This window comes from Halorubrum sp. CBA1229, from assembly GCF_003721435.2.
Classification (GTDB): Archaea; Halobacteriota; Halobacteria; order Halobacteriales; family Haloferacaceae; genus Halorubrum.
Genome location: NZ_CP054585.1, coordinates 1,255,720 through 1,273,313 on the forward strand (window position 1 = coordinate 1,255,720; position 17,594 = coordinate 1,273,313).

At 69.0% G+C, this 17,594-nt stretch carries 13 protein-coding genes and 1 tRNA gene; 6 read left to right on the forward strand and 8 right to left on the reverse strand.

Annotated features, from left to right (window positions below; genetic code table 11):
* Positions 1 to 107: 107 nt before the first annotated feature.
* The 3 genes from Hrr1229_RS06300 to Hrr1229_RS06310 form a co-directional block, all read right to left on the reverse strand.
* Positions 108 to 1,811: a SipW-dependent-type signal peptide-containing protein gene (locus tag Hrr1229_RS06300; protein ID WP_123113683.1), complete on the reverse strand. Its 1,704-nt coding sequence runs from the start codon at positions 1,809 to 1,811 to the stop codon at positions 108 to 110.
* Positions 1,812 to 1,930: 119 nt separating this feature from the next.
* Positions 1,931 to 3,256, reverse strand: coding sequence for a SipW-dependent-type signal peptide-containing protein (locus Hrr1229_RS06305; protein ID WP_123113682.1), 1,326 nt, complete (start codon positions 3,254 to 3,256; stop codon positions 1,931 to 1,933).
* A 124-nt stretch (positions 3,257 to 3,380) separates the two neighbouring features.
* Positions 3,381 to 4,874, reverse strand: coding sequence for a VWA domain-containing protein (locus tag Hrr1229_RS06310; protein WP_123113681.1), 1,494 nt, complete (start codon positions 4,872 to 4,874; stop codon positions 3,381 to 3,383).
* Between the two features lie 454 nt (positions 4,875 to 5,328).
* On the opposite strand from Hrr1229_RS06310, the gene Hrr1229_RS06315 reads away from it, so the two are divergent.
* Positions 5,329 to 5,889 carry a hypothetical protein gene (locus Hrr1229_RS06315; RefSeq protein WP_123113680.1) on the forward strand — a complete coding sequence of 187 codons (561 nt, stop codon included), beginning with the start codon at positions 5,329 to 5,331 and terminating at the stop codon, positions 5,887 to 5,889.
* Between the two features lie 512 nt (positions 5,890 to 6,401).
* Here the strand turns inward: Hrr1229_RS06315 and Hrr1229_RS06320 are convergent.
* Positions 6,402 to 7,328, reverse strand: a complete 927-nt coding sequence (locus Hrr1229_RS06320; RefSeq protein WP_123113679.1) for a hypothetical protein — start codon at positions 7,326 to 7,328, stop codon at positions 6,402 to 6,404.
* 308 nt (positions 7,329 to 7,636) lie between these two features.
* Between Hrr1229_RS06320 and Hrr1229_RS06325 the strand changes: the two genes are divergently transcribed.
* The 4 genes from Hrr1229_RS06325 to azf all read left to right on the forward strand — a co-directional run bounded on the left by Hrr1229_RS06325 (position 7,637) and on the right by azf (position 12,555).
* Positions 7,637 to 8,191, forward strand: coding sequence for a hypothetical protein (locus Hrr1229_RS06325; RefSeq protein WP_123113678.1), 555 nt, complete (start codon positions 7,637 to 7,639; stop codon positions 8,189 to 8,191).
* Between the two features lie 60 nt (positions 8,192 to 8,251).
* Complete coding sequence (gene mutS / locus Hrr1229_RS06330; protein WP_123113677.1) at positions 8,252 to 11,110, forward strand: DNA mismatch repair protein MutS; 2,859 nt, start codon at positions 8,252 to 8,254, stop codon at positions 11,108 to 11,110.
* A gap of 61 nt (positions 11,111 to 11,171) precedes the next feature.
* Positions 11,172 to 11,522 (forward strand): cell division protein SepF, encoded by a 351-nt coding sequence (gene sepF, locus Hrr1229_RS06335; RefSeq protein WP_123113676.1) that lies wholly within the window; start codon positions 11,172 to 11,174, stop codon positions 11,520 to 11,522.
* A gap of 142 nt (positions 11,523 to 11,664) precedes the next feature.
* Complete coding sequence (gene azf / locus Hrr1229_RS06340) at positions 11,665 to 12,555, forward strand: NAD-dependent glucose-6-phosphate dehydrogenase Azf (protein ID WP_123113675.1); 891 nt, start codon at positions 11,665 to 11,667, stop codon at positions 12,553 to 12,555.
* Positions 12,556 to 12,574: 19 nt separating this feature from the next.
* On the opposite strand, the gene Hrr1229_RS06345 is transcribed toward azf, so the two are convergent.
* The 3 genes from Hrr1229_RS06345 to Hrr1229_RS06355 all read right to left on the reverse strand — a co-directional run bounded on the left by Hrr1229_RS06345 (position 12,575) and on the right by Hrr1229_RS06355 (position 14,234).
* Positions 12,575 to 13,345, reverse strand: a complete 771-nt coding sequence (locus Hrr1229_RS06345; protein WP_123113674.1) for a DUF309 domain-containing protein — start codon at positions 13,343 to 13,345, stop codon at positions 12,575 to 12,577.
* A gap of 206 nt (positions 13,346 to 13,551) precedes the next feature.
* Positions 13,552 to 13,833 (reverse strand): hypothetical protein, encoded by a 282-nt coding sequence (locus Hrr1229_RS06350; protein ID WP_255212572.1) that lies wholly within the window; start codon positions 13,831 to 13,833, stop codon positions 13,552 to 13,554.
* A 107-nt stretch (positions 13,834 to 13,940) separates the two neighbouring features.
* Positions 13,941 to 14,234 carry a hypothetical protein gene (locus Hrr1229_RS06355; protein ID WP_123113672.1) on the reverse strand — a complete coding sequence of 98 codons (294 nt, stop codon included), beginning with the start codon at positions 14,232 to 14,234 and terminating at the stop codon, positions 13,941 to 13,943.
* Between the two features lie 468 nt (positions 14,235 to 14,702).
* Between Hrr1229_RS06355 and Hrr1229_RS06360 the strand changes: the two genes are divergently transcribed.
* Positions 14,703 to 16,544, forward strand: coding sequence for a cation:proton antiporter (locus Hrr1229_RS06360; RefSeq protein WP_123113671.1), 1,842 nt, complete (start codon positions 14,703 to 14,705; stop codon positions 16,542 to 16,544).
* A gap of 796 nt (positions 16,545 to 17,340) precedes the next feature.
* Here the strand turns inward: Hrr1229_RS06360 and Hrr1229_RS06365 are convergent.
* Positions 17,341 to 17,413 (reverse strand) — tRNA-Arg (locus Hrr1229_RS06365).
* Positions 17,414 to 17,594: the final 181 nt, after the last annotated feature.

Consider the following 17,594-nt stretch of genomic DNA (forward strand, 5'->3'; position numbering starts at 1 on the left):
CGCGCCCTACCCGGGCGGACCGACGCCCGTACCTGTGCGGTACGGGCCGCATACCGGTCAGATCGCATCGAAGCGAACGGCGGTCGTTTGTCCCGGCCGCGATCGGATCAGGCCGACTGGGGTCCCGCCCCGTCGTTGTGGCGCGCCTGCTCGGTGTAGAAGCCGAGGTCGAAGCCGAGCGTGTCGCCCTGGACCTCGTTGCCCACGTCGAACGGCAGTTCCCATTCGAGCGCGACGCAGTGCATCACGCCGTCGCCCGCGAACGGCTCGCGATTTGCGTCGGCGGGGTCGTCGTCGAACTCGTCGTACGGCGTCGACCGGTTCCCGTCGAGCGGAATCCCGTCGCCGTCCTCGAGCGCGTCGAGCACGTCCGCGAGCGAGCCGTCCATGATGATCTTCTCCTGTCCGGTCTGCGCCGCAAGGTTCCCGAACACCGAGGGGATGTTGAGCGGATCGCTGACGTCGTTGAAGAACGTCGGGTCGCCGCCCGACCCGCCGGCCGGACCCGCCATCGCCTGGAGCGTGCTCGCGCTGCCGTCGACGTTGATCGTGTACACGTTGGTCGCGGGGTTCGGCGACGCCGCGCGGGCGTCGTCGGCCGCGTCCACGGGGTCGGAGAACTGGGTGCTGCCGGTCCCGTTGAACGACTCCCCGTCCGAGAGGACGATGTTCCGGTACTCGACGCCGCCGCGGCCGTTCGCGTCGAGCTCGGCCTGCGCGTCGTTGATCCCCTCGCCGATGTAGGTGCCCGTCGCGATGCCGCTCGCGTTCGAGAACGGGTCCGCGTTGCTGTCGTCGATGTTGGGGTCGTTGTTCGTTCCGCTGACGACGTTCGCGAGCTTCTTCCGGAGCCCGTCGAGCGCGCCGTCGACGAGCGAGAGGTCGCTCGTCAGCGGCTGGAGGAGTCCCGTTCGGGGCTCGGTGTCGCCGCTCCCCTCGCCGTCGAAGTACGCGACGCCGACCTGAACGTCGGACCCCTGCGACTGGAGGTAGCTGACGAACTGGCGGGTGCCGAGCTCGACGAGGTCGATCTTCGTCGTCTCGCCGTGGGTGGTCCCGCCGACCGTGATGTCGTCGTCGTTGACGACGCCGCCGTACTGCTCGTACAGCATCGAGCCGGAGAAGTCCAGCGTCAGCATGATGTCGACCGGCTCCGCGCCGTCGTACACGTTGTCGCAGTCCTCGTCGTACCAGAGCGTCGCCTGGATGGCGTCGCCGAGGTCGCCGAGGTTATCGGGGTCGACGAGCAGCTCGGGCTCGGTGCCTGCGCCGCCGTCGTCGCTGACGTTGCCCGCCTGCATCCAGATGTAGCCGGGGTTGTCACAGAGGTGCAGCGAGAAGGTGATCTCGCCGGAGTCGCCGGGCTTCACGTCGGTGAGCTGAACGAGCGTGTCCATCTCCTCGCCCGTGACCGGATCCGTCCCGAAGTCCGCCTCCGATAGCGGCGGGATGTTGTCGCAGGTCAGCACCGGGAGGTTCGCGCCGTTGCTGTCATCGTCGTCCTCGTCCGGGAAGTCGCTGTACGTGACCACGTCGCCGTCGATCTCGACGGACTGCTCGCCGTCGCCGTCGTGGTCGGGGTGCGCGCTGACGAACTGGCGGCCCTCGCCGAAGTCGTACGTCTGCTGCCAGTCGACCAAGAGGTCGAGCTGGCCGGCGGTGAGCGTGTTGCCGTCGAACGACTCGGTGTCGTTGAAGTACGCCGTGGTGCCTAAGCCCGCGCCCGCCGACGCCAGCCCGACCGCGCCGAGGCCGGCCAGGACGGTCCGCCGCGAGAGTCCGATGGTGTCGATGTTGTCTTTGTCGTTCATGAGTGTAATTCCCCGTAGGGAAGTCCCACCGACGGAGTCGAACCGTCGTCCCGGCCGCCCGCGCGGGTCCGGAATGGGAGAGCGATCACGCCGCCCGAAGCGGCGGGGTCGTCAGCGCGTCAGGGGCTGAACTCGATCGCGTTCGTGCTGTTGTAGAAGTCCGGGCCCAACGAGGGGTCGACGTTGACCTCCGCGATGGGTCCCTCGCCGCCGGTGCTGCCGTACCCGAGCAGCCGGAACGTCGAGTTGATGTCGCTGTTCGGGATCCCGAACACGATCGTGTTCCCGACCTTCGCCGCCGAGAAGCCGGCCGGAAGCGCTTCGGTCGCGCCGTAGCTCCCGCCGTTGTTCGGCTGGTATCCGAACGGCGCGTCCGGGAACCCGGCGCTCGGCTGCCAGATGAGCTGCCAGTCGTGGGTGCCGTCCGCATCCGCGTCGACCGCCACGGGGAGATTCGTGCTGGAGTAGTCCGCGATGTCGAGGAAGTCCACCCCGTCGCCGTCGTCGGCGAACGCGAAGCTCAGGACGGTCTGGTTCTGGCCGACCGAGACGCTGGTGTAAACGTTCCCGTCGGTGGGGTTACCCAGGGTCTGGCCCTTCCAGTCGTTGTCGTACGCCGTGACGACAGTCTCGTCGACGCAGGGGTTGTGCGCCCCGTCGTTGTGGCGAGCCTGGACCGCGTAGAACTCGAAGTCGAAGGCGACCGAGTCCGTCTGGATCTCGTTTTCGACGCTCGTCGGGACGACCCACTCGAAACAAACGCACTGTTCGGCGATGTTCGGTTCTCCATCGACGAACGGCTCGGTGACGCCCTCGAACGCGGGGCGGTCGGCGAGCGACGCGCCCGCGTCGCCGTCGCCGGAGAGCGGAATGCCGGCTTGGAGCGCGAGCATCACGTTCGCCAGCGAGTCGGAGATGATCTCCTCGCCGATGACGGTCTCGCCTTCCACGTCAGTGCAGTACGAGACGGTCACCTGCATCGCGTCGGCGAGCTCGCCCTCGTCGGGCGTGTCGTCCACGTCCATCTCGGGCTCAGACTGCCCGTTCTCCGCGTTCTCGGTCAGCTCGCCACACATCCACATGTACGCGGGGTTGTCGACGATCGAGAAGCAGAACTCGCCCTCGCCGGAGTCACCAGGCTTCAGGTCGGAGACCTGGATGCTGAGCGGCTCACCCGTCGAACCCTGGCCATCGATCCCGACGACGTTCCCGTCGACGTACGTTCCCGGCTCCGTGGAGTACTGCGCGTAGCTGCCCTGATCCTCAGAGTAGTCGACGTGGACGAACAAGTCGAGCGAGCCCGCCGTCAGCTCGTTGTTCACGAACGTCTCGGTGTCGTTGAAGTATGCCGTCGTCCCGAGGCCCGCGCCCGCGGAGGCCACGCCGACCGCACCGAGTCCGACCAGCATCTTACGCCGCGATAGTCCGATTGTGTCGTCGTTCATTATGTATCATCCCCGTTTGGGGGAACTCCCGACGGCGGTCGCGAACCGCCGCGTCGGCCGCCCGAAGGCGCCGAGCCGGGAACCGGACGTGTCTCGTCGTCCGGGGCCGCGTTGCTCCGAGGAGCTAGTTCTGACCGCTCACGTTGCCGGTACCGTTGGGTGCGGGACCGGGGCTGGTGCTGTTCACGTCGGTTCCGTTGAACGCCACCTGCGGATTATCGTTGTGCCGCGACTGCTCGGCGTAGACGGCGAGATCGAAGCTCACGGAGTCGGTCTGGATCTCGTTGCCGACCTCCGCCGGGAGCGTCCACTCGAAGCCGATGCACTGGGTGGTCGCGCCGGGGTAGGGCTGCCGACCCTCCTCCTGGCGGTTGCCGTCGAGCGCCTCGCCGTCGGCCAGTTCCGCGAAGACCTCGCTCATCGTGCCCGAGAGGATCTTCAGTTCGCCCGCGAGGACGATCTGCGCGATTTCGGCGTAGACGGTGTCGAGGTCGGCCGGGTCGGGCGCGACGAAGGCATCGTCTGGCGAACTCGCGAGGCTCTGGAGCAGCGAGGTGTTCGCGCTCCCGAGGGCGATCGTGAAGATGCGGATGCCCGCGTTCTTCGCGGCGTCCGCCGCGGCGTTCGCGGCGCTGGCGCTGGAGTTCCCGTCGCTCAACAGGATCATCACCTTCGAGGCGCCGGGGGTGGCGTTGCTCCCGTTGAGGAGCTCGTCCGCACCAACGTCGATACCTAGGTCGATGCTCGTGCCGCCACCGTCACTGTAGGCGTTGATGGCGTCCTTGACGGCCTGGTAGTTCGTGGTCAGCTCCTGGTCGAGCGACGCGGAGCTGTTGAACGAGATCGCGGCGGCCTCGTCCGGGGCAGAGAGGTTGTCGACGAACCCGTTCGCGGCGGCCTGGAGGTCGTCGATCGAACCGCTCATCGAGCCGGAGACGTCGCTGACGAGCGCGACTTCCAGCTCCTGCTGCTGGCCCGTACCGGTGGGCTCGTACACGTTGTCGCAGTCCTCGTCGTACCAGACGCAGACCTCGATGGCGTCGGCGAGCTCGCCGATGCCGTCTGTGTCCTCGCCCTCGGCTGCCAGTTCGGGCTCGGACTGACCGTTCTCCGCGTTCTCGGTCAGCTCGCCCGCGAGGTAGAGGTACGCGGGGTTGTCACAGATGTGAATGCTGATCGTGACCTCGCCGGAGTCGCCGGGCTTCACGTCGTCAAGCGTGAAGATCGGGATCCCGTCGCCGTTGACGAGGAACTCGTCCGCCTCGGGCGAACAGAAGTCGAACTCCTCTCCCGTAACAAGGTCCTCCCATGCCTGCATGTCCGCAGGGCTGGGCGCCTGATCGAGCAGGTACCGCCCGTCACCGAGGTCCTCGGCGTCCGGGTAGCCCATGTCGACGACGTCGTCCAGACGGCCGGGACCGCCGAGGTACGTCGACTTGTAGTCCAGCTTCAGGTCGAGCTCGCCCGCGGTGAGCGTGTTGCCCTGGAACGACTCGGTGTCGTTGAAGTACGCCGTGGTACCGAGTCCCGCGCCCGCGGACGCGACGCCGACGGCACCGAGGCCCGCGAGCACTTTGCGCCGCGAGAGTCCGATTGTGTCGTTTGTGTCTTGGCTCATGGTTTCTCCCCCGACCCGCGTCCCGTCCGCGCTGGGCTGACCGAATCGGTTACTCTCTCCTCCGAGGGATACCCACCTAGTTACGCGCAGCCACGTCACCGTGGAACGGAGGCTTCGATTCGGTAGAACGGACGGTGCCGACGGTCAAAGGCCGCCTTCGACCGGCGGTCCGGCGTCCCTACTCCGGGCGAGATCGGCGGCAGGAACCCCGTACTTCGAACGCGGGGGGCGGTACGGGATCCGTGCCGCATCGAAGATGAGATCGGGGGCGATCCGAACCGAACGACGGGGTCCACGGGGACGCGTGCTATCGGTTTCGAAGAGCCGAATCTCGGGATAAGGTACCACGAAACACGGTCCGAACAGGGGTAGCGAGCGCATACATATCCCCTCGAAGGAAGATGTAGCGTCAACGACCGATCTCCGTGCCGCGCGGAGCGTCGGACCCCCACCCATGAAACTCAGAACCGACGTCCTTCCGGCGGAGCAGGTGTATTCCATCCTCGCGAACGAGCGCCGTCGGCGCGCCCTCGAGCAGCTCGGGAGCGTCGGCGGCGTGGTGACGGTCCACGAGCTCTCCGAACTGGTGGCGGGCCGCGAGACAGGCGAGAACCCGCCGCCGAAGCGCTGTCGCGAGAGCGTGTACACCTCGCTCGTCCAGACGCACCTGCCGAAGCTGGAAGCGGTCGGCGTGGTCGAGTACGACCGGGAGACGCAGACGATCGAGCTGTCGCGGCACGCGCGGGACGTGTCCCTGTACACCGAGATCGTCGCCACGGGCGGGGTGACGTGGTCGGAACTGTACCGCGCGCTCGGCATCGCGTCGCTGACGGTCCTGCTCGCGATCCTGCTCGAAGCCCCGGTCGCCTCCGTGATCGACCCGGTCCTCTGGACGAGCCTCTCGCTCGGCGCGTTCGCCCTCACGGGCGCGTACCAGCTGTGGGTCAACCGCTTCTCCGTGCTCCGGCAGTTCCGGATCGGACGCAGCGGCCTGCTGTCGCGGCCCCGAAGCTGAGACGAACGACGAATTCTGCGACTTGCCGATTCTATTTATAAACAGACGAACGCTGCGGTCGGCGCGCGCCGGCGAGCGGCCGCCCTCGGCGGTCGCGAGTCGCATGCGCGAGGGAGTCGGTGGTCCGGAGCAACGCGGAGGACCACCGACGAGGCTGGGGAGGTGAGAGGTGCGGTGCTGTGTGGGTGGGGCTCAAAGGGGCAGCCGTGAGGGGCGCGGAGGCGAAGCCAAGCACCGCAAGGAGGGAGCGAAGCGACTGACTGAGGAGCGCAGCGAGCGTGCGCGCCCCTCACGGCTGGGGCTTTGGAGGTGTTCACCGCCGATCCGCCGTCAACCGTTTATAAATGAGCGGCTGGGGCTTTGGAGGTGTTCACCGCCGATCCGCCGTCAACCGTTTATAAATGAGCGGCTGGGGCTTTGGAGGTGTTCACCGCCGATCCGCCGTCAACCGTTTATAAATGAGCGGCTGGAACTTCGGCAGAATCCACCACGAAACAATCGGTCACAACGTGTTATTCGGCCGCGAGCGACGGCGGCAGGTCCAGCTCGAACAGCCGCGCGTTGCAGGCGGTACACCGGCCCGCGACCACGTCGTAGCTCGTACAGCAGGACTCGACGACGCGCTCCTCGAGGCTCACCGGACCCTCGCAGGCGGGGCACTCCTCGACGAACAGTCGGAGCGCACCGAGCACGCCGCTCCGCGCCGCGAGCGGGAGAGCCGTCCAGTCGTCGACGCGGTCAGATAACGCGCGGTCGGCGGCGACGTCGGCGAGGAACGCGGCGCGGGACTCCCAGTGACCGATGCGCTCGCCGTCGGCGGACGCGAAGGCGGTCCCGCCGCGCCAGTCGAGCGAGAGCGAGTCGCCGTCGACGCCGGTGAGCGTCGCGAGCGCCGCCACGTCGGCAGCGATGCCGGCGTCGTCGTTGGCGGTCATCGGGGCGTCGGCGGCGGTCACCGAGATGTCGGCGCCGGCGGTCACCGAGGCGTCCGCGGCGTCGGCAACGCTCGCGTCGAGGCGCATCTCGTCGAGGGCGTCGTTCCACGCGGACGCGAACCACGGCGCGAACGAGAGGTCGGCCCCGTCGGGCGTCTCGACGAGGACGTCCGCCGACAGCAGGTACGACTCCGCGTCGACGTCGGCGGGCGGCGCGGCGGCGCGGCCCTTCCCGAACAGCCGCAGCACGCGGTCGGGGAGGTAGCGCTTCGTGAGTTCCGGCGTGCCGGGGACGAGGTAGCCGCGCAGCCAGATCGCCGCGAGGGAGACGGCGAGGGCGAGCGCGGCCAGTTCGATCGCGGCAACGACGGCGATCGCGGCGGCGGCAGCGACCGCGATCGCGACGTTGACCGCGGTGCAGGGAAGACAGCGGTTCTCACCGGTGTACTCCGGGCGACGAAGCCGGTCGAGCCGACCGAGACGAGTGTCGTGTGAGGTCGTCATACCCCCCGAGAGGCGCCGGTCGGTCGTATGTATGGACGCCATACCGCCTCGCGCGGCGGCGATTACGGCGCGAAGGAGCTCGGAGACCCGTGAGGGATGGAGCACCCGACGCCGCCAGCCGTGGCCGCGAACAGCCTCGTCTAAGCTCTAGAATAATACATAACTATCAAACATACGGCGGTGAGACGGTTATTAACCGATCAAAATTCATATTTTATACTACCGGGAAAATAATAGAAAGTGATATGTTGTCCGGTGCCAATCTGTATGGATAGTCTATCTACCCGCGCTATGTCATCCCAAACCAAATGTCACCCCAACTCAGCATTCAGAAGGAAACGGCGTCGAGCGGGGAAGACGGCCCCTCGCGCGACGAGGTGTTCACCGCACTGAGCAACCGCCGCCGGCGAAACGTGATCACGTACCTGAAAGAGAACGGCGACGACGCTCGCGTCAGGGACATCGCCGAGCAGCTGGCCGCGTGGGAGAACGACCGCGAGATCAACGAAGTGACGTACAAACAGCGGAAGCGCGTCTACACGGCCCTCCATCAGTCGCACCTGCCGAAGCTGGCCGACAGCGGCTTCATCGAGTACGAGCCCGACAGGGGGATCGTCTCGCTGACCGAGGAGAGCCGCAAGCTCGAGGTGTACCTCGAGGTCGTCTCCGAAAACGAGATCCTGTGGAGCGAGTACTACGTGGGGCTCGCGGTCGTCTGCGGGCTGCTCGGCGGGGCCGCGGCGATCGGAACCGCCCCATTTGCGAGCGTCTCCGGGTACACGTACGCGATCCTCTTCGCGGTGCTCTTCGCCGTCTCCGGTGTGATACACCGGACGGTGACGCGTCGGAACCGGGTCGGGTAGCGTCGTCGCTCGGCTCGACACCCGTAGGGTTTTAGCCGCCCACGGCGGGAGTACGGGTATATGGCAACGGGGATCGTCGGGGAGTTCCTCGATCTCAAGGCGGAGACGGACGCGGACGTCCTCGCGATGCAGTGCGGCGACTTCTACGAGTTCTTCGCGGACGACGCGGAGCTGGTCGCCGACGAGCTCGACCTGACGGTGTCACAGAAGTCCTCGCACGGCTCGTCGTACCCGATGGCGGGCGTGCCGCTCTCGGAGCTGACCCCGTACGTGAAGGCGCTCGTCGAGCGCGGCTACCGGGTCGCCGTCGCCGACCAGTACGAGACGGACGACGGGCACGCCCGGGAAATTACGCGGGTCGTCACGCCCGGCACCCTGCTGGAGACCGCCGACGACGACGCGCGGTACCTCGCGGCGGTCGTTCGCGAGGACGACGAGCGAGCGGCGGGCGCGCCGGCGACCGGCGGCGCGTCGGCGACCGAGAACGACGACGCCGGTGGCCCCTACGGCCTCGCTCTCGCGGACGTCACCACCGGGCGGTTCCTCGTCACCGAGGTCGACGACGAGAGCGACCTCCGGGCGGAGCTGTACCGGTTCGACCCAGCCGAGGTGCTCCCGGGCCCCCGCGTCCGCAACGACGACCGGCTGCTCGGCGCGGTCCGCGAGGACCTCTCCGGGTCGGTCTCCCTCTTCGACGCGGAGGCGTTCGCGCCGGGGCGGGCGACGCACACCGTGCGCGAGCAGTTCGGGCGGGAGACCGCCGACAGCGTCGGTATCGACTCCGATCTCGCGCTGCGCGCGGCCGGCGCGGTGCTCGGCTACGTCGAGGAGACGGGCGCCGGCGTGCTCGCGTCGATGACCCGGCTCACGGCGTACGGCGACGGCGACCACGTCGACGTCGACGCGACGACCCAGCGTAACCTCGAGCTCACCGAGACGATGCGCGGCGAGGGCGAGGGGTCGCTGTTCGAGACGGTCGACCACACCGTCACCGCGGCCGGCGGGCGGCTCCTCCGGGAGTGGCTCACGCGACCGCGCCGGGACCGGGCGCGGCTCGACCGGCGGCTCGACGCGGTCGAGGCGCTGGCGTCGGCGGCGCTCGCGCGCGACCGCCTGCGCGAGACGCTCGGAGACGCGTACGACCTCGAACGGCTCGCCGCGCGGGCGACGAGCGGGAGCGCGGGCGCACGCGAACTCCTCTCGGTGCGCGACACCCTCGCGCTGGTGCCGGCGATGGTCGACGCCGTCGAGGGAAGCGAGCTCGCCGAGTCGCCGGTCGCCGAGGTGCTGGAGGGCCTCGACCGCGAGCGCGCCCGCGCTCTCCACGGCGAGCTCGCCGACGCGCTCGCGGACGACCCGCCGAAGGCGAAGACGCAGGGCGGGCTGCTCCGAAAGGGGTACGACGACGAGCTCGACGAGCTGATCGCGAGCCACGAAGAGGCGACGGAGTGGCTCGACACGCTCGCGGAGCGGGAGAAGCGCCAGTACGGGCTCAGCCACGTCACGGTCGACCGCAACAAGACGGACGGCTACTACATCCAGGTCGGCAAGTCCGTCGCCGACCAGGTGCCCGAGCACTACCGCGAGATCAAGACGCTGAAGAACTCCAAGCGGTTCGTCACCGACGAGCTGGCGGAGCGGGAACGGGATGTGCTCCGCTTGGAGGAGGCCCGCGGCGAGCTGGAGTACGAGCTGTTCGAGGAGTTACGCGAGCGGGTCGCCGACGACGCCGAACTGCTCCAGGACGTCGGGCGGGTCGTCGCCGAGGTCGACGCCCTCGCGTCGCTGGCGACCCACGCCGCCGGCAACGACTGGACCCGTCCCGAGCTGACCGACGAGCGCCGGCTCGACATCGAGGCCGGTCGGCATCCGGTGGTCGAGCGAACCACGGACTTCGTGCCGAACGACCTCCGGCTCGACGCGGAGCGCGGCTTCCTCATCGTCACCGGGCCGAACATGAGCGGGAAGTCGACGTACATGCGGCAGGCCGCGCTGATCCAGCTGCTCGCGCAGGCGGGGTCGTTCGTCCCCGCGCGGGCGGCCACGGTCGGCCTCGTCGACGGGATCTACACCCGCGTCGGCGCGCTCGACGAGCTCGCGCAGGGGCGCTCGACGTTCATGGTCGAGATGCAGGAGCTGTCGAACATCCTCCACTCGGCGACCGCGGACTCGCTCGTCATCCTCGACGAGGTGGGTCGGGGTACCGCCACCTACGACGGGATCTCCATCGCGTGGGCCGCGACCGAGTACCTCCACAACGAGGTGCGCGCGCGGACCCTCTTCGCCACGCACTACCACGAGCTGACGGCGCTCGCCGACCACCTCCCCCGGGTCGCCAACGTCCACGTCGCCGTCGACGAGCGCGACGGCGAGGTGACGTTCCTCCGGACGGTCCGCGACGGGCCGACGAACCGGTCGTACGGGGTCCACGTCGCCGACCTCGCCGGCGTCCCGGAGCCGGTGGTTGGGCGGGCCGACGAGGTGCTCGACCGGCTCCGAGAGGAGAAGGCGATCGAGGCGAAGGGGTCGCGGGGCGGAGGCAAGGGGAGCGAGAGCGACGCGGGGGACGGAACAGGGAGCGGCGAGGGGACGAAGCAGGTCGTCTTCGATCTCTCATCTGAGTCGTTCGCGGGCGACGGCGACGGCGGCGGAGCCGCCGAGTCGGACGCGCCCGATCCCGAGGGAGGGCGCAACGGGACGGGTCCGGAGTCGGCCTCGGGCGGTTCGGGAGGGGTCGCCGAGTCGACCGAGCGCGCGGAGACCGCGGAAGCAGACCGGCTCGGCCCCGAGACCCGCGCCGTCGTCGAGGAGCTGACCGACGTCGACGTCGCGGCGACCGCGCCGGTCGAGCTGCTCGCGCGGGTACAGGAGTGGCAGGATCGGCTCGACGGGGAGGACCGGCTCGACGGGAACGGCTGACGACCGGCCCGGCGGTGCGTCTGACGTAAGAACTAATGTCCGACCGCGGCGTGTGGTGTGTATGGGCATCATGAGCAAGATCCTCGGCGGGGGCGGCAACCGCTCCGTCGACGACTACGTCGAGCTCGACCTCGACGACTTCGCCGAGGCGCACGCGGACGCGGGGATGCAGGTACACATCGCTGAGATCGGCGACCAGAGCGACGTCATCCCGATCAAAGACGCCGTCTACGACGGCGACTTCGTCATCGCCGACATCACCCGCCACTCAACGTCGGACCGCACGGTCGAACACATCATCGACGAGCTGCGACAGGTCGCCCAGGAGGTCGACGGCGACATCGTCCAGAAGGGCGACGACCAGATCGTGATCACGCCGACGGGCGTCTCGGTCGCCCGAGAGAAGCTCTAACGCGGACGCGTCTCGTTTTCGCGACTCTCTCCGGGGGAGCCGCGCCCGGCTGCCGCGACGGTCGGTACGAGGCCGGACGGCGACCGCCGGAGCGTGGCCGAACCGTGTATTATATGCCCGTCTCCCGCCCACGTACGACCGAATGGACGAGCCGGTCCTGCTAACGGGCGCCGGCGGACGGGTGGGGCAGGCCATCCTCCGCGGCATCGGCGACGACTACGACTGGCGGCTCCTCGACAGGGAGCCGCTCCCGGCAGCGAAGGTGCCCGACGGGGTCACCGACGCCGACCGGTACGTCGCGGACATCACCGACGAGCGGGCGGTCCGAGAGGCGATGGCGGACGTCGGCGCCGTCATCCACCTCGCCGGCGACCCGCGGAAGACGGCGCCGTGGGACTCGGTGCTCCGCAACAACATCGACGGGACGCAGGTCGTCATGCGCGCCGCCGTCGACGCGGGCGTCGACAAGTTCGCGTTCGCCTCCTCGAACCACGCCGTCGGCGGCTACGAGACGGACGACCGGACGCCGGACCTCTACCGCACCGACGACGACTACCGGCTGGACGGGACCGAGCTCCCCCGCCCCGGGAACCTCTACGGCGTCTCGAAGGCGACCGGCGAGGCGCTCGGACGCCTCTACCACGACGAGCACGGGATGAGCGTCGTCTGCGTCCGCATCGGGAACCTCACGAAGGACCACCCGCCCCGGGAGTACGAGCGCGGGCAGGCGATGTGGCTCTCGCACCGCGACTGCGCGCACCTGTTCGACCGGTGTCTGCAGGCGGAGTACGGCTACGAGATCGTCTACGGCATCTCGGACAACGACCGGCGCTACTACTCCATCGAGCGCGCTCGCGAAGCGCTCGGCTACGACCCCGCCGACAACTCGGCGAACTACACCTTCGAGGGCAAACCGAAGGAGGACGCTGCGGAGGACGACCGCGACGGGGACGGCGACCCCACAGTCGCCGAGGATCCGCCCGCGGAACCGAACTTCCCGTCGGACCCCGACACGCCGACCGACGGCGCGTGACCGCGTCCGGCGCCGCTATTTAAAAGAGGTCGTCGACGTCGCGTCGCTTCCGCTCCGCCAAGTCCACGTGGTCCGCGAGCCGCGCGGCCACCTGCGGGCGGGCGTCCGGTTCGCAGAGGAACGCGAAGAGCAGCTCCGCGAACCGCGTCCGGCCGGTGCCGCGCTCCTCGCGCGCGAGCGCCGCGGCCGTCTCGAACGTCGCCTCGTCGCCGTGGTCGACCGCTTCGGCGAGCGCGGGGGCCGCGAGCAGCGCCGCCGCGAGGTCCAGATCGGCGAACTCCGGCGTCGCGCCCTCGACGCGGATCGCCGGCGGCTCGGCGCGCTCGATCGTCTCGGGGTCGCCCGCGAGCCGTCGGCACCACTCCCGGACGGCGGCGACGTCGACGCCGCGGGCGGGGTCGGCTGCGCCGCGGTCTTCGCTCTCGTCGGCGCCGCGGACTCCTCCCTCGTCGGCATCGCGGTCCTCTCCCTTGTCGGCATCGTGGTCCTCTCCCTCGTCAAGACCGCCGAGATACCGGACGGCGTTGCTCGCGCAGCCGGTCGCGCCGGACCAGTTGCCCTCGGTCGCGTGGTGGGTGGCGGCCGACGCCGCGATCAGCCCGTGGAGCAGGCGCTCGTCGTCGCCCTCGTCGAGGGGAAGCCACGCCGCCTCCCACGGGTCGTGGGCCGCGAGCACGTGACCCTCGTTGAACAGGGCGGCGCCGGCGGCGACGGCCGCGGGAACGGGCGGAGCGTCCCCGGCGTCGACTCCCCCGGCGTCGGCGCGGGGATCCGAGTCGCGATCGGTCATACCCGGCCGTCGGCGGCGGCGATATAAAAAGGCCGAGACACGTCGCCGCCCGCGCCTCGGCGCGCGAAGACAGAGAGTGCTATTTAAAACGGAGCGGAGCGGCCGCGGGGGCGGAGGGAACGCGTCAGCGGGGAGTTCATCGGCAGAGGAAACGCGTCAGCGGTGATCTCGCCGACGGGAGCGGTCGCGGCGGCGACCGGCGCGGATCAGCGGTCGCTGGCGGCGGTCGAGTCGCCGCCGGGGACCGGCAGCGTCCGGTCGACGGCGCCCGGGTACCGGCGCTGGATCGCCGCGCCGGCGACGGCGCCGACGACCAGGGCCAGCGCGAGCGCGGCCGCCACCGGGAAGGAGGCGACCGCGACGAGCGCGACGGGGAACGCCGCGAAGACGGCCATCACGCGCGGCGACGGGAGGGGCGCGGTCGGGTCGGGACCCGCGTGCGGGTCGGGGTGGACGGTGCGTCTGGAGGGGGGTCGGTCTCGTCTCATGGTCGGATGGGGTGGATGGCGCGAGGGCCTCGCGCCGCGGTCGGTGGCTGTTCGTCGGTCGGGGACCGTGTCGCGTCCGTCGCGGTCCGATCGTCGCCCGCGATCGGTCATCGGTCGCCGTCGGTCGCCGCCCGCTTTCGCGGACGGGCCTCCGACACCCCGACGACGTCGGTGAGGTCGGCGACCTCGGCGTCCGGCGCGAGCCGAACCGAGGCGTCGACCTCGACCGCGAGGTCGTTGAGGCGGGGGCGGAGGTCGACGACGTCGACGTCGGTCACGTCGACGCCGTCGCGACCGTCGAGCTTCGATCGGACGCCGGCGCGGAGGTCGCCCGCGGCGTCGCGGGGGACCGCCACCCGGAGCGCGACGTCGGTCGCGCGGTGGCAGGGTGGGGCTGCCATACGGACCCGGGAGGGAGTCGATTCCTCACCCCGAGGCTCTGCCGCTTGAGCTACCGGGTCTAGGTGAAACGACTGGAGCGGCGGGGGACGGAGAGAAGGCGGCGCTCGCCTCGGCGGGCGGGGCCGACCGCCCCCGCGTCGGGGTCACGCGGCGACGGCGTCGAGGCGAGCGACGACCGGTCCGCGGATCCCCTTCTCGACGCTCCAAAGGGGGGCGAACGTCGGAGTGGAGTCGCGGACGGTCATGGTGGGGCGCCCGGCGGGGGGGAGTCCGCTCGGGCTATTCCCACGCAGAGGAGGAACCGAGTTAATAGTTACCCGTGTGTGCTGATCAATAGCGTGATTTTCCGCGGGAGAGATATTTCTCACAATCATTCGTGAGAGAGGATCCGGTCAGCGGGACCGGGCGTTCCCACCAGTACACTAAGGAGGACGGTGGACGTATGGGCGGTAGACGTGTCTAGCCTGTTGCCGGTCATCGCGGCGATCCTCGTGTCGGGACTCGTCGTCCAGCTCGTCGCTCACCGCTTGAAGGTGCCGAGCGTCATCTTCTATCTCCTCATCGGCGTCGTGCTCGGACCGGAGGTGTTGGGGCTCGTGACCCTCGAGACGTTCGGGAACGGGCTCGAGATCATCGTCGGGATCAGCGTCGCGATCATCGTCTTCGAGGGGGCGTTCGCCTTACAGATCGACCGGATCCGCGGCGCGTCCACGGTGTCGCTCCGGCTGGTGACGGTCAGCGCCCTCGTGATGTTCCTCGGGACGGCGGCCGCGGTCCGGTTCTTCGAGGGGGCGAACTGGGAGATCGCGCTGCTGATCGGGGCGCTGCTCGTGGCGACCGGCCCGACCGTGATCACGCCGATACTCAACGTGGTCCGCGTCAGGGACCACGTCGCGACCGCGCTGGAGACCGAGGGGATCGTCAACGACGTGACGGCCGCGATCGTCGCCGTGGTGATCTTCGAGACGCTGCTGCTCGACGACCTCGGAGTGCCGGCGACCCTCTTCTCGTTCGTCAAGCGGCTCGGCGTCGGGGTGCTCGCGGGGATACTCGCGGCCGTGGTGATCTACCTCCTGTTGGACAGCGACCTCGTCCCCGAGCGCGACGTGCAGGCGTCGCAGTTCCTCGTGTTGGCGGCGGCGGTCGGGGCGTTCGCGGCCGCCGAGGCCGTCGCCGCCGAGGCGGGCATCGCGGCGGCCGCGACGAGCGGCATCCTGCTCGGGAACCTCGACATCGACCACAGAGAGGAGATCGAGCGGTTCGCGGAGAACACAACGCTCGTCGTCCTCTCGTTCGTCTTCATCTCGCTGGCCGCGCTGATCGACGTCGAGGCGATCGCGGCGCTCGGCGTCGGCGCGGTCGGGCTCGTGCTCGTGATCATGCTCGTGCTCCGACCGCTCGGGGCGCTGATCGCGACGTTCGGCGTCGAACGGTTCACCCGGCCGGAACGGCTCTTCCTCGCGAGCGTGGGCCCGCGCGGGATCATCCCGGCGAGCGTGGCCACGCTGTTCGCCATCGAGCTCGAGCTCGCGGGGAACGTGGCGGCGGGCGAACTGCTCGTCGGGACGGTGTTCGCCGTCATCTTCGCGACGGTCGCGATCGAGGCCGGGCTCGCGCGGCAGATCGGCGACGCCCTCGGAGTGTCACCAATGCGCACGATAATCATCGGCGGCGGTCGGGTCGGCCGGGCGCTCGCCACACGACTGGAGAGACGGGGAGAGTACGTCGTCATCGTCGAGAACGACGACGAAGAGGCCGAGCGAGCGCGCTCGGACGGGTTCACCGTGTACGAGGGTGACGGCAGCGACACGGCGGACCTGCGCGGCGCGGGCGTCGAGGACGCCAAGCGAGTGATCACGGTGACCGGCGACGACGACATCAATCTCCTCGCGTGCCAGTTGGCGATCACGAAGTTCGACGTGGAGTCGGTGTACTCGCGGGTGAACGAGCCCGACAACGTCGACGCCTTCGACAGTATCGGCGTGAAGGGGATCGACTCGCCGACGGCGACCGCGGTGGCCATCGACGACGAGATCGAGCGGCCGGCGATCACCCACTGGATGAGCGAACTCGGAGACAGCCACGACGTACAGGAGGTCGAGGTGACCTCAGAGAATCTCGCCGGCAAGAGCATCCGCGACCTCAACGCACAGATCCCCGACGGCACCTTCGTCGCCGTCGTCAGCCGCGACGGCGAGAATCACATCCCGTCGGCGGACAGCGTGCTGGAGTACGGCGACCACGTCACCTTCATCGGCGACACGGACGCCGTCAGGAAGGCGATGGACCGGTTCCACCCGCACGATTAAGACGTTGTCTCGGTCAGCGACCGAGAGGCACCGTCCGTTCGCGGAGCGAGGGCAAAGAGCGTCCGACCGGCGCTCGGTTGTTTATAAATATTTTCCAACGAGGGATCGTTACTCGACCTCTTGGCCCGTTAGTAAATGGTCGGTGACTGGACGGTGAACACCTCCAAACCCCAGTCGCGAGGATAGCGCACGCTCGCTGCGCTCCTCAGTCAGTCGCTTCGCTCCCTCCTTGCGGTGCTTGTGTCGTCATCAGAACGCGTTGCGTTCTGATCGGCTCACGAGAGCAAAGCTCTCGTGAACGCCTGCGCTATCCTCGCGGCTGCCCCTTTGAGTCCCACCCGCGCCGCAACCGCAGCCTCACGCCTCCCCAGCCTCGCGGCTCCCTACGGTCGCCGCGTCCCTCGCGCGTGCTCCTCACGCCCTGTTGGGCGTTCGGAGGCACGCGCCACAGCTCGTTTAAATTGCGAACGAGCGTGCAGCGCGAAACCCACGCACGGCTCGCGATGCTCGCCGTTTGGTGCATCCGAAAACGTCCTGACGGAGTCCCACGCGAGCGAAGCGAGCGTGGGGCAAGTCAGGACGCGGAGCGCCTGCGAGAAGTGAGCGTCCTGACGGAGTCCTGCGCGAGGGAACCGAGCGCAGGGCACGTCAGGACCGAACGCGGCGGCTGTCGAACGAAGTGAGACAGCCGCAAAGTGAGCGTCCTGACGGAGTCCTGCGCGAGGGAACCGAGCGCAGGGCACGTCAGGACCGAACGCGGCGGCTGTCGAACGAAGTGAGACAGCCGCAAAGTGAGCGTCCTGACGGAGATTTGAACTCCGGTCCCTGGCTCCGCAAGCCAAGAGGATAGTCCACTACCCTACCAGGACTCAAATGAACGTACCGCGGTTGAACTTAAGACGGTTACGGTCCGTGAGTCCCGTGGCGGAAGGTCGCATGCGACGTGACCCGGCCGGCGTGACCGCGCGGGGATTGCACACCTTTTGTATCGAGGAGACCGATGAACGGGTATGACGGAACCCCGATCCGCGACAGCGACGCCGCGGGCCC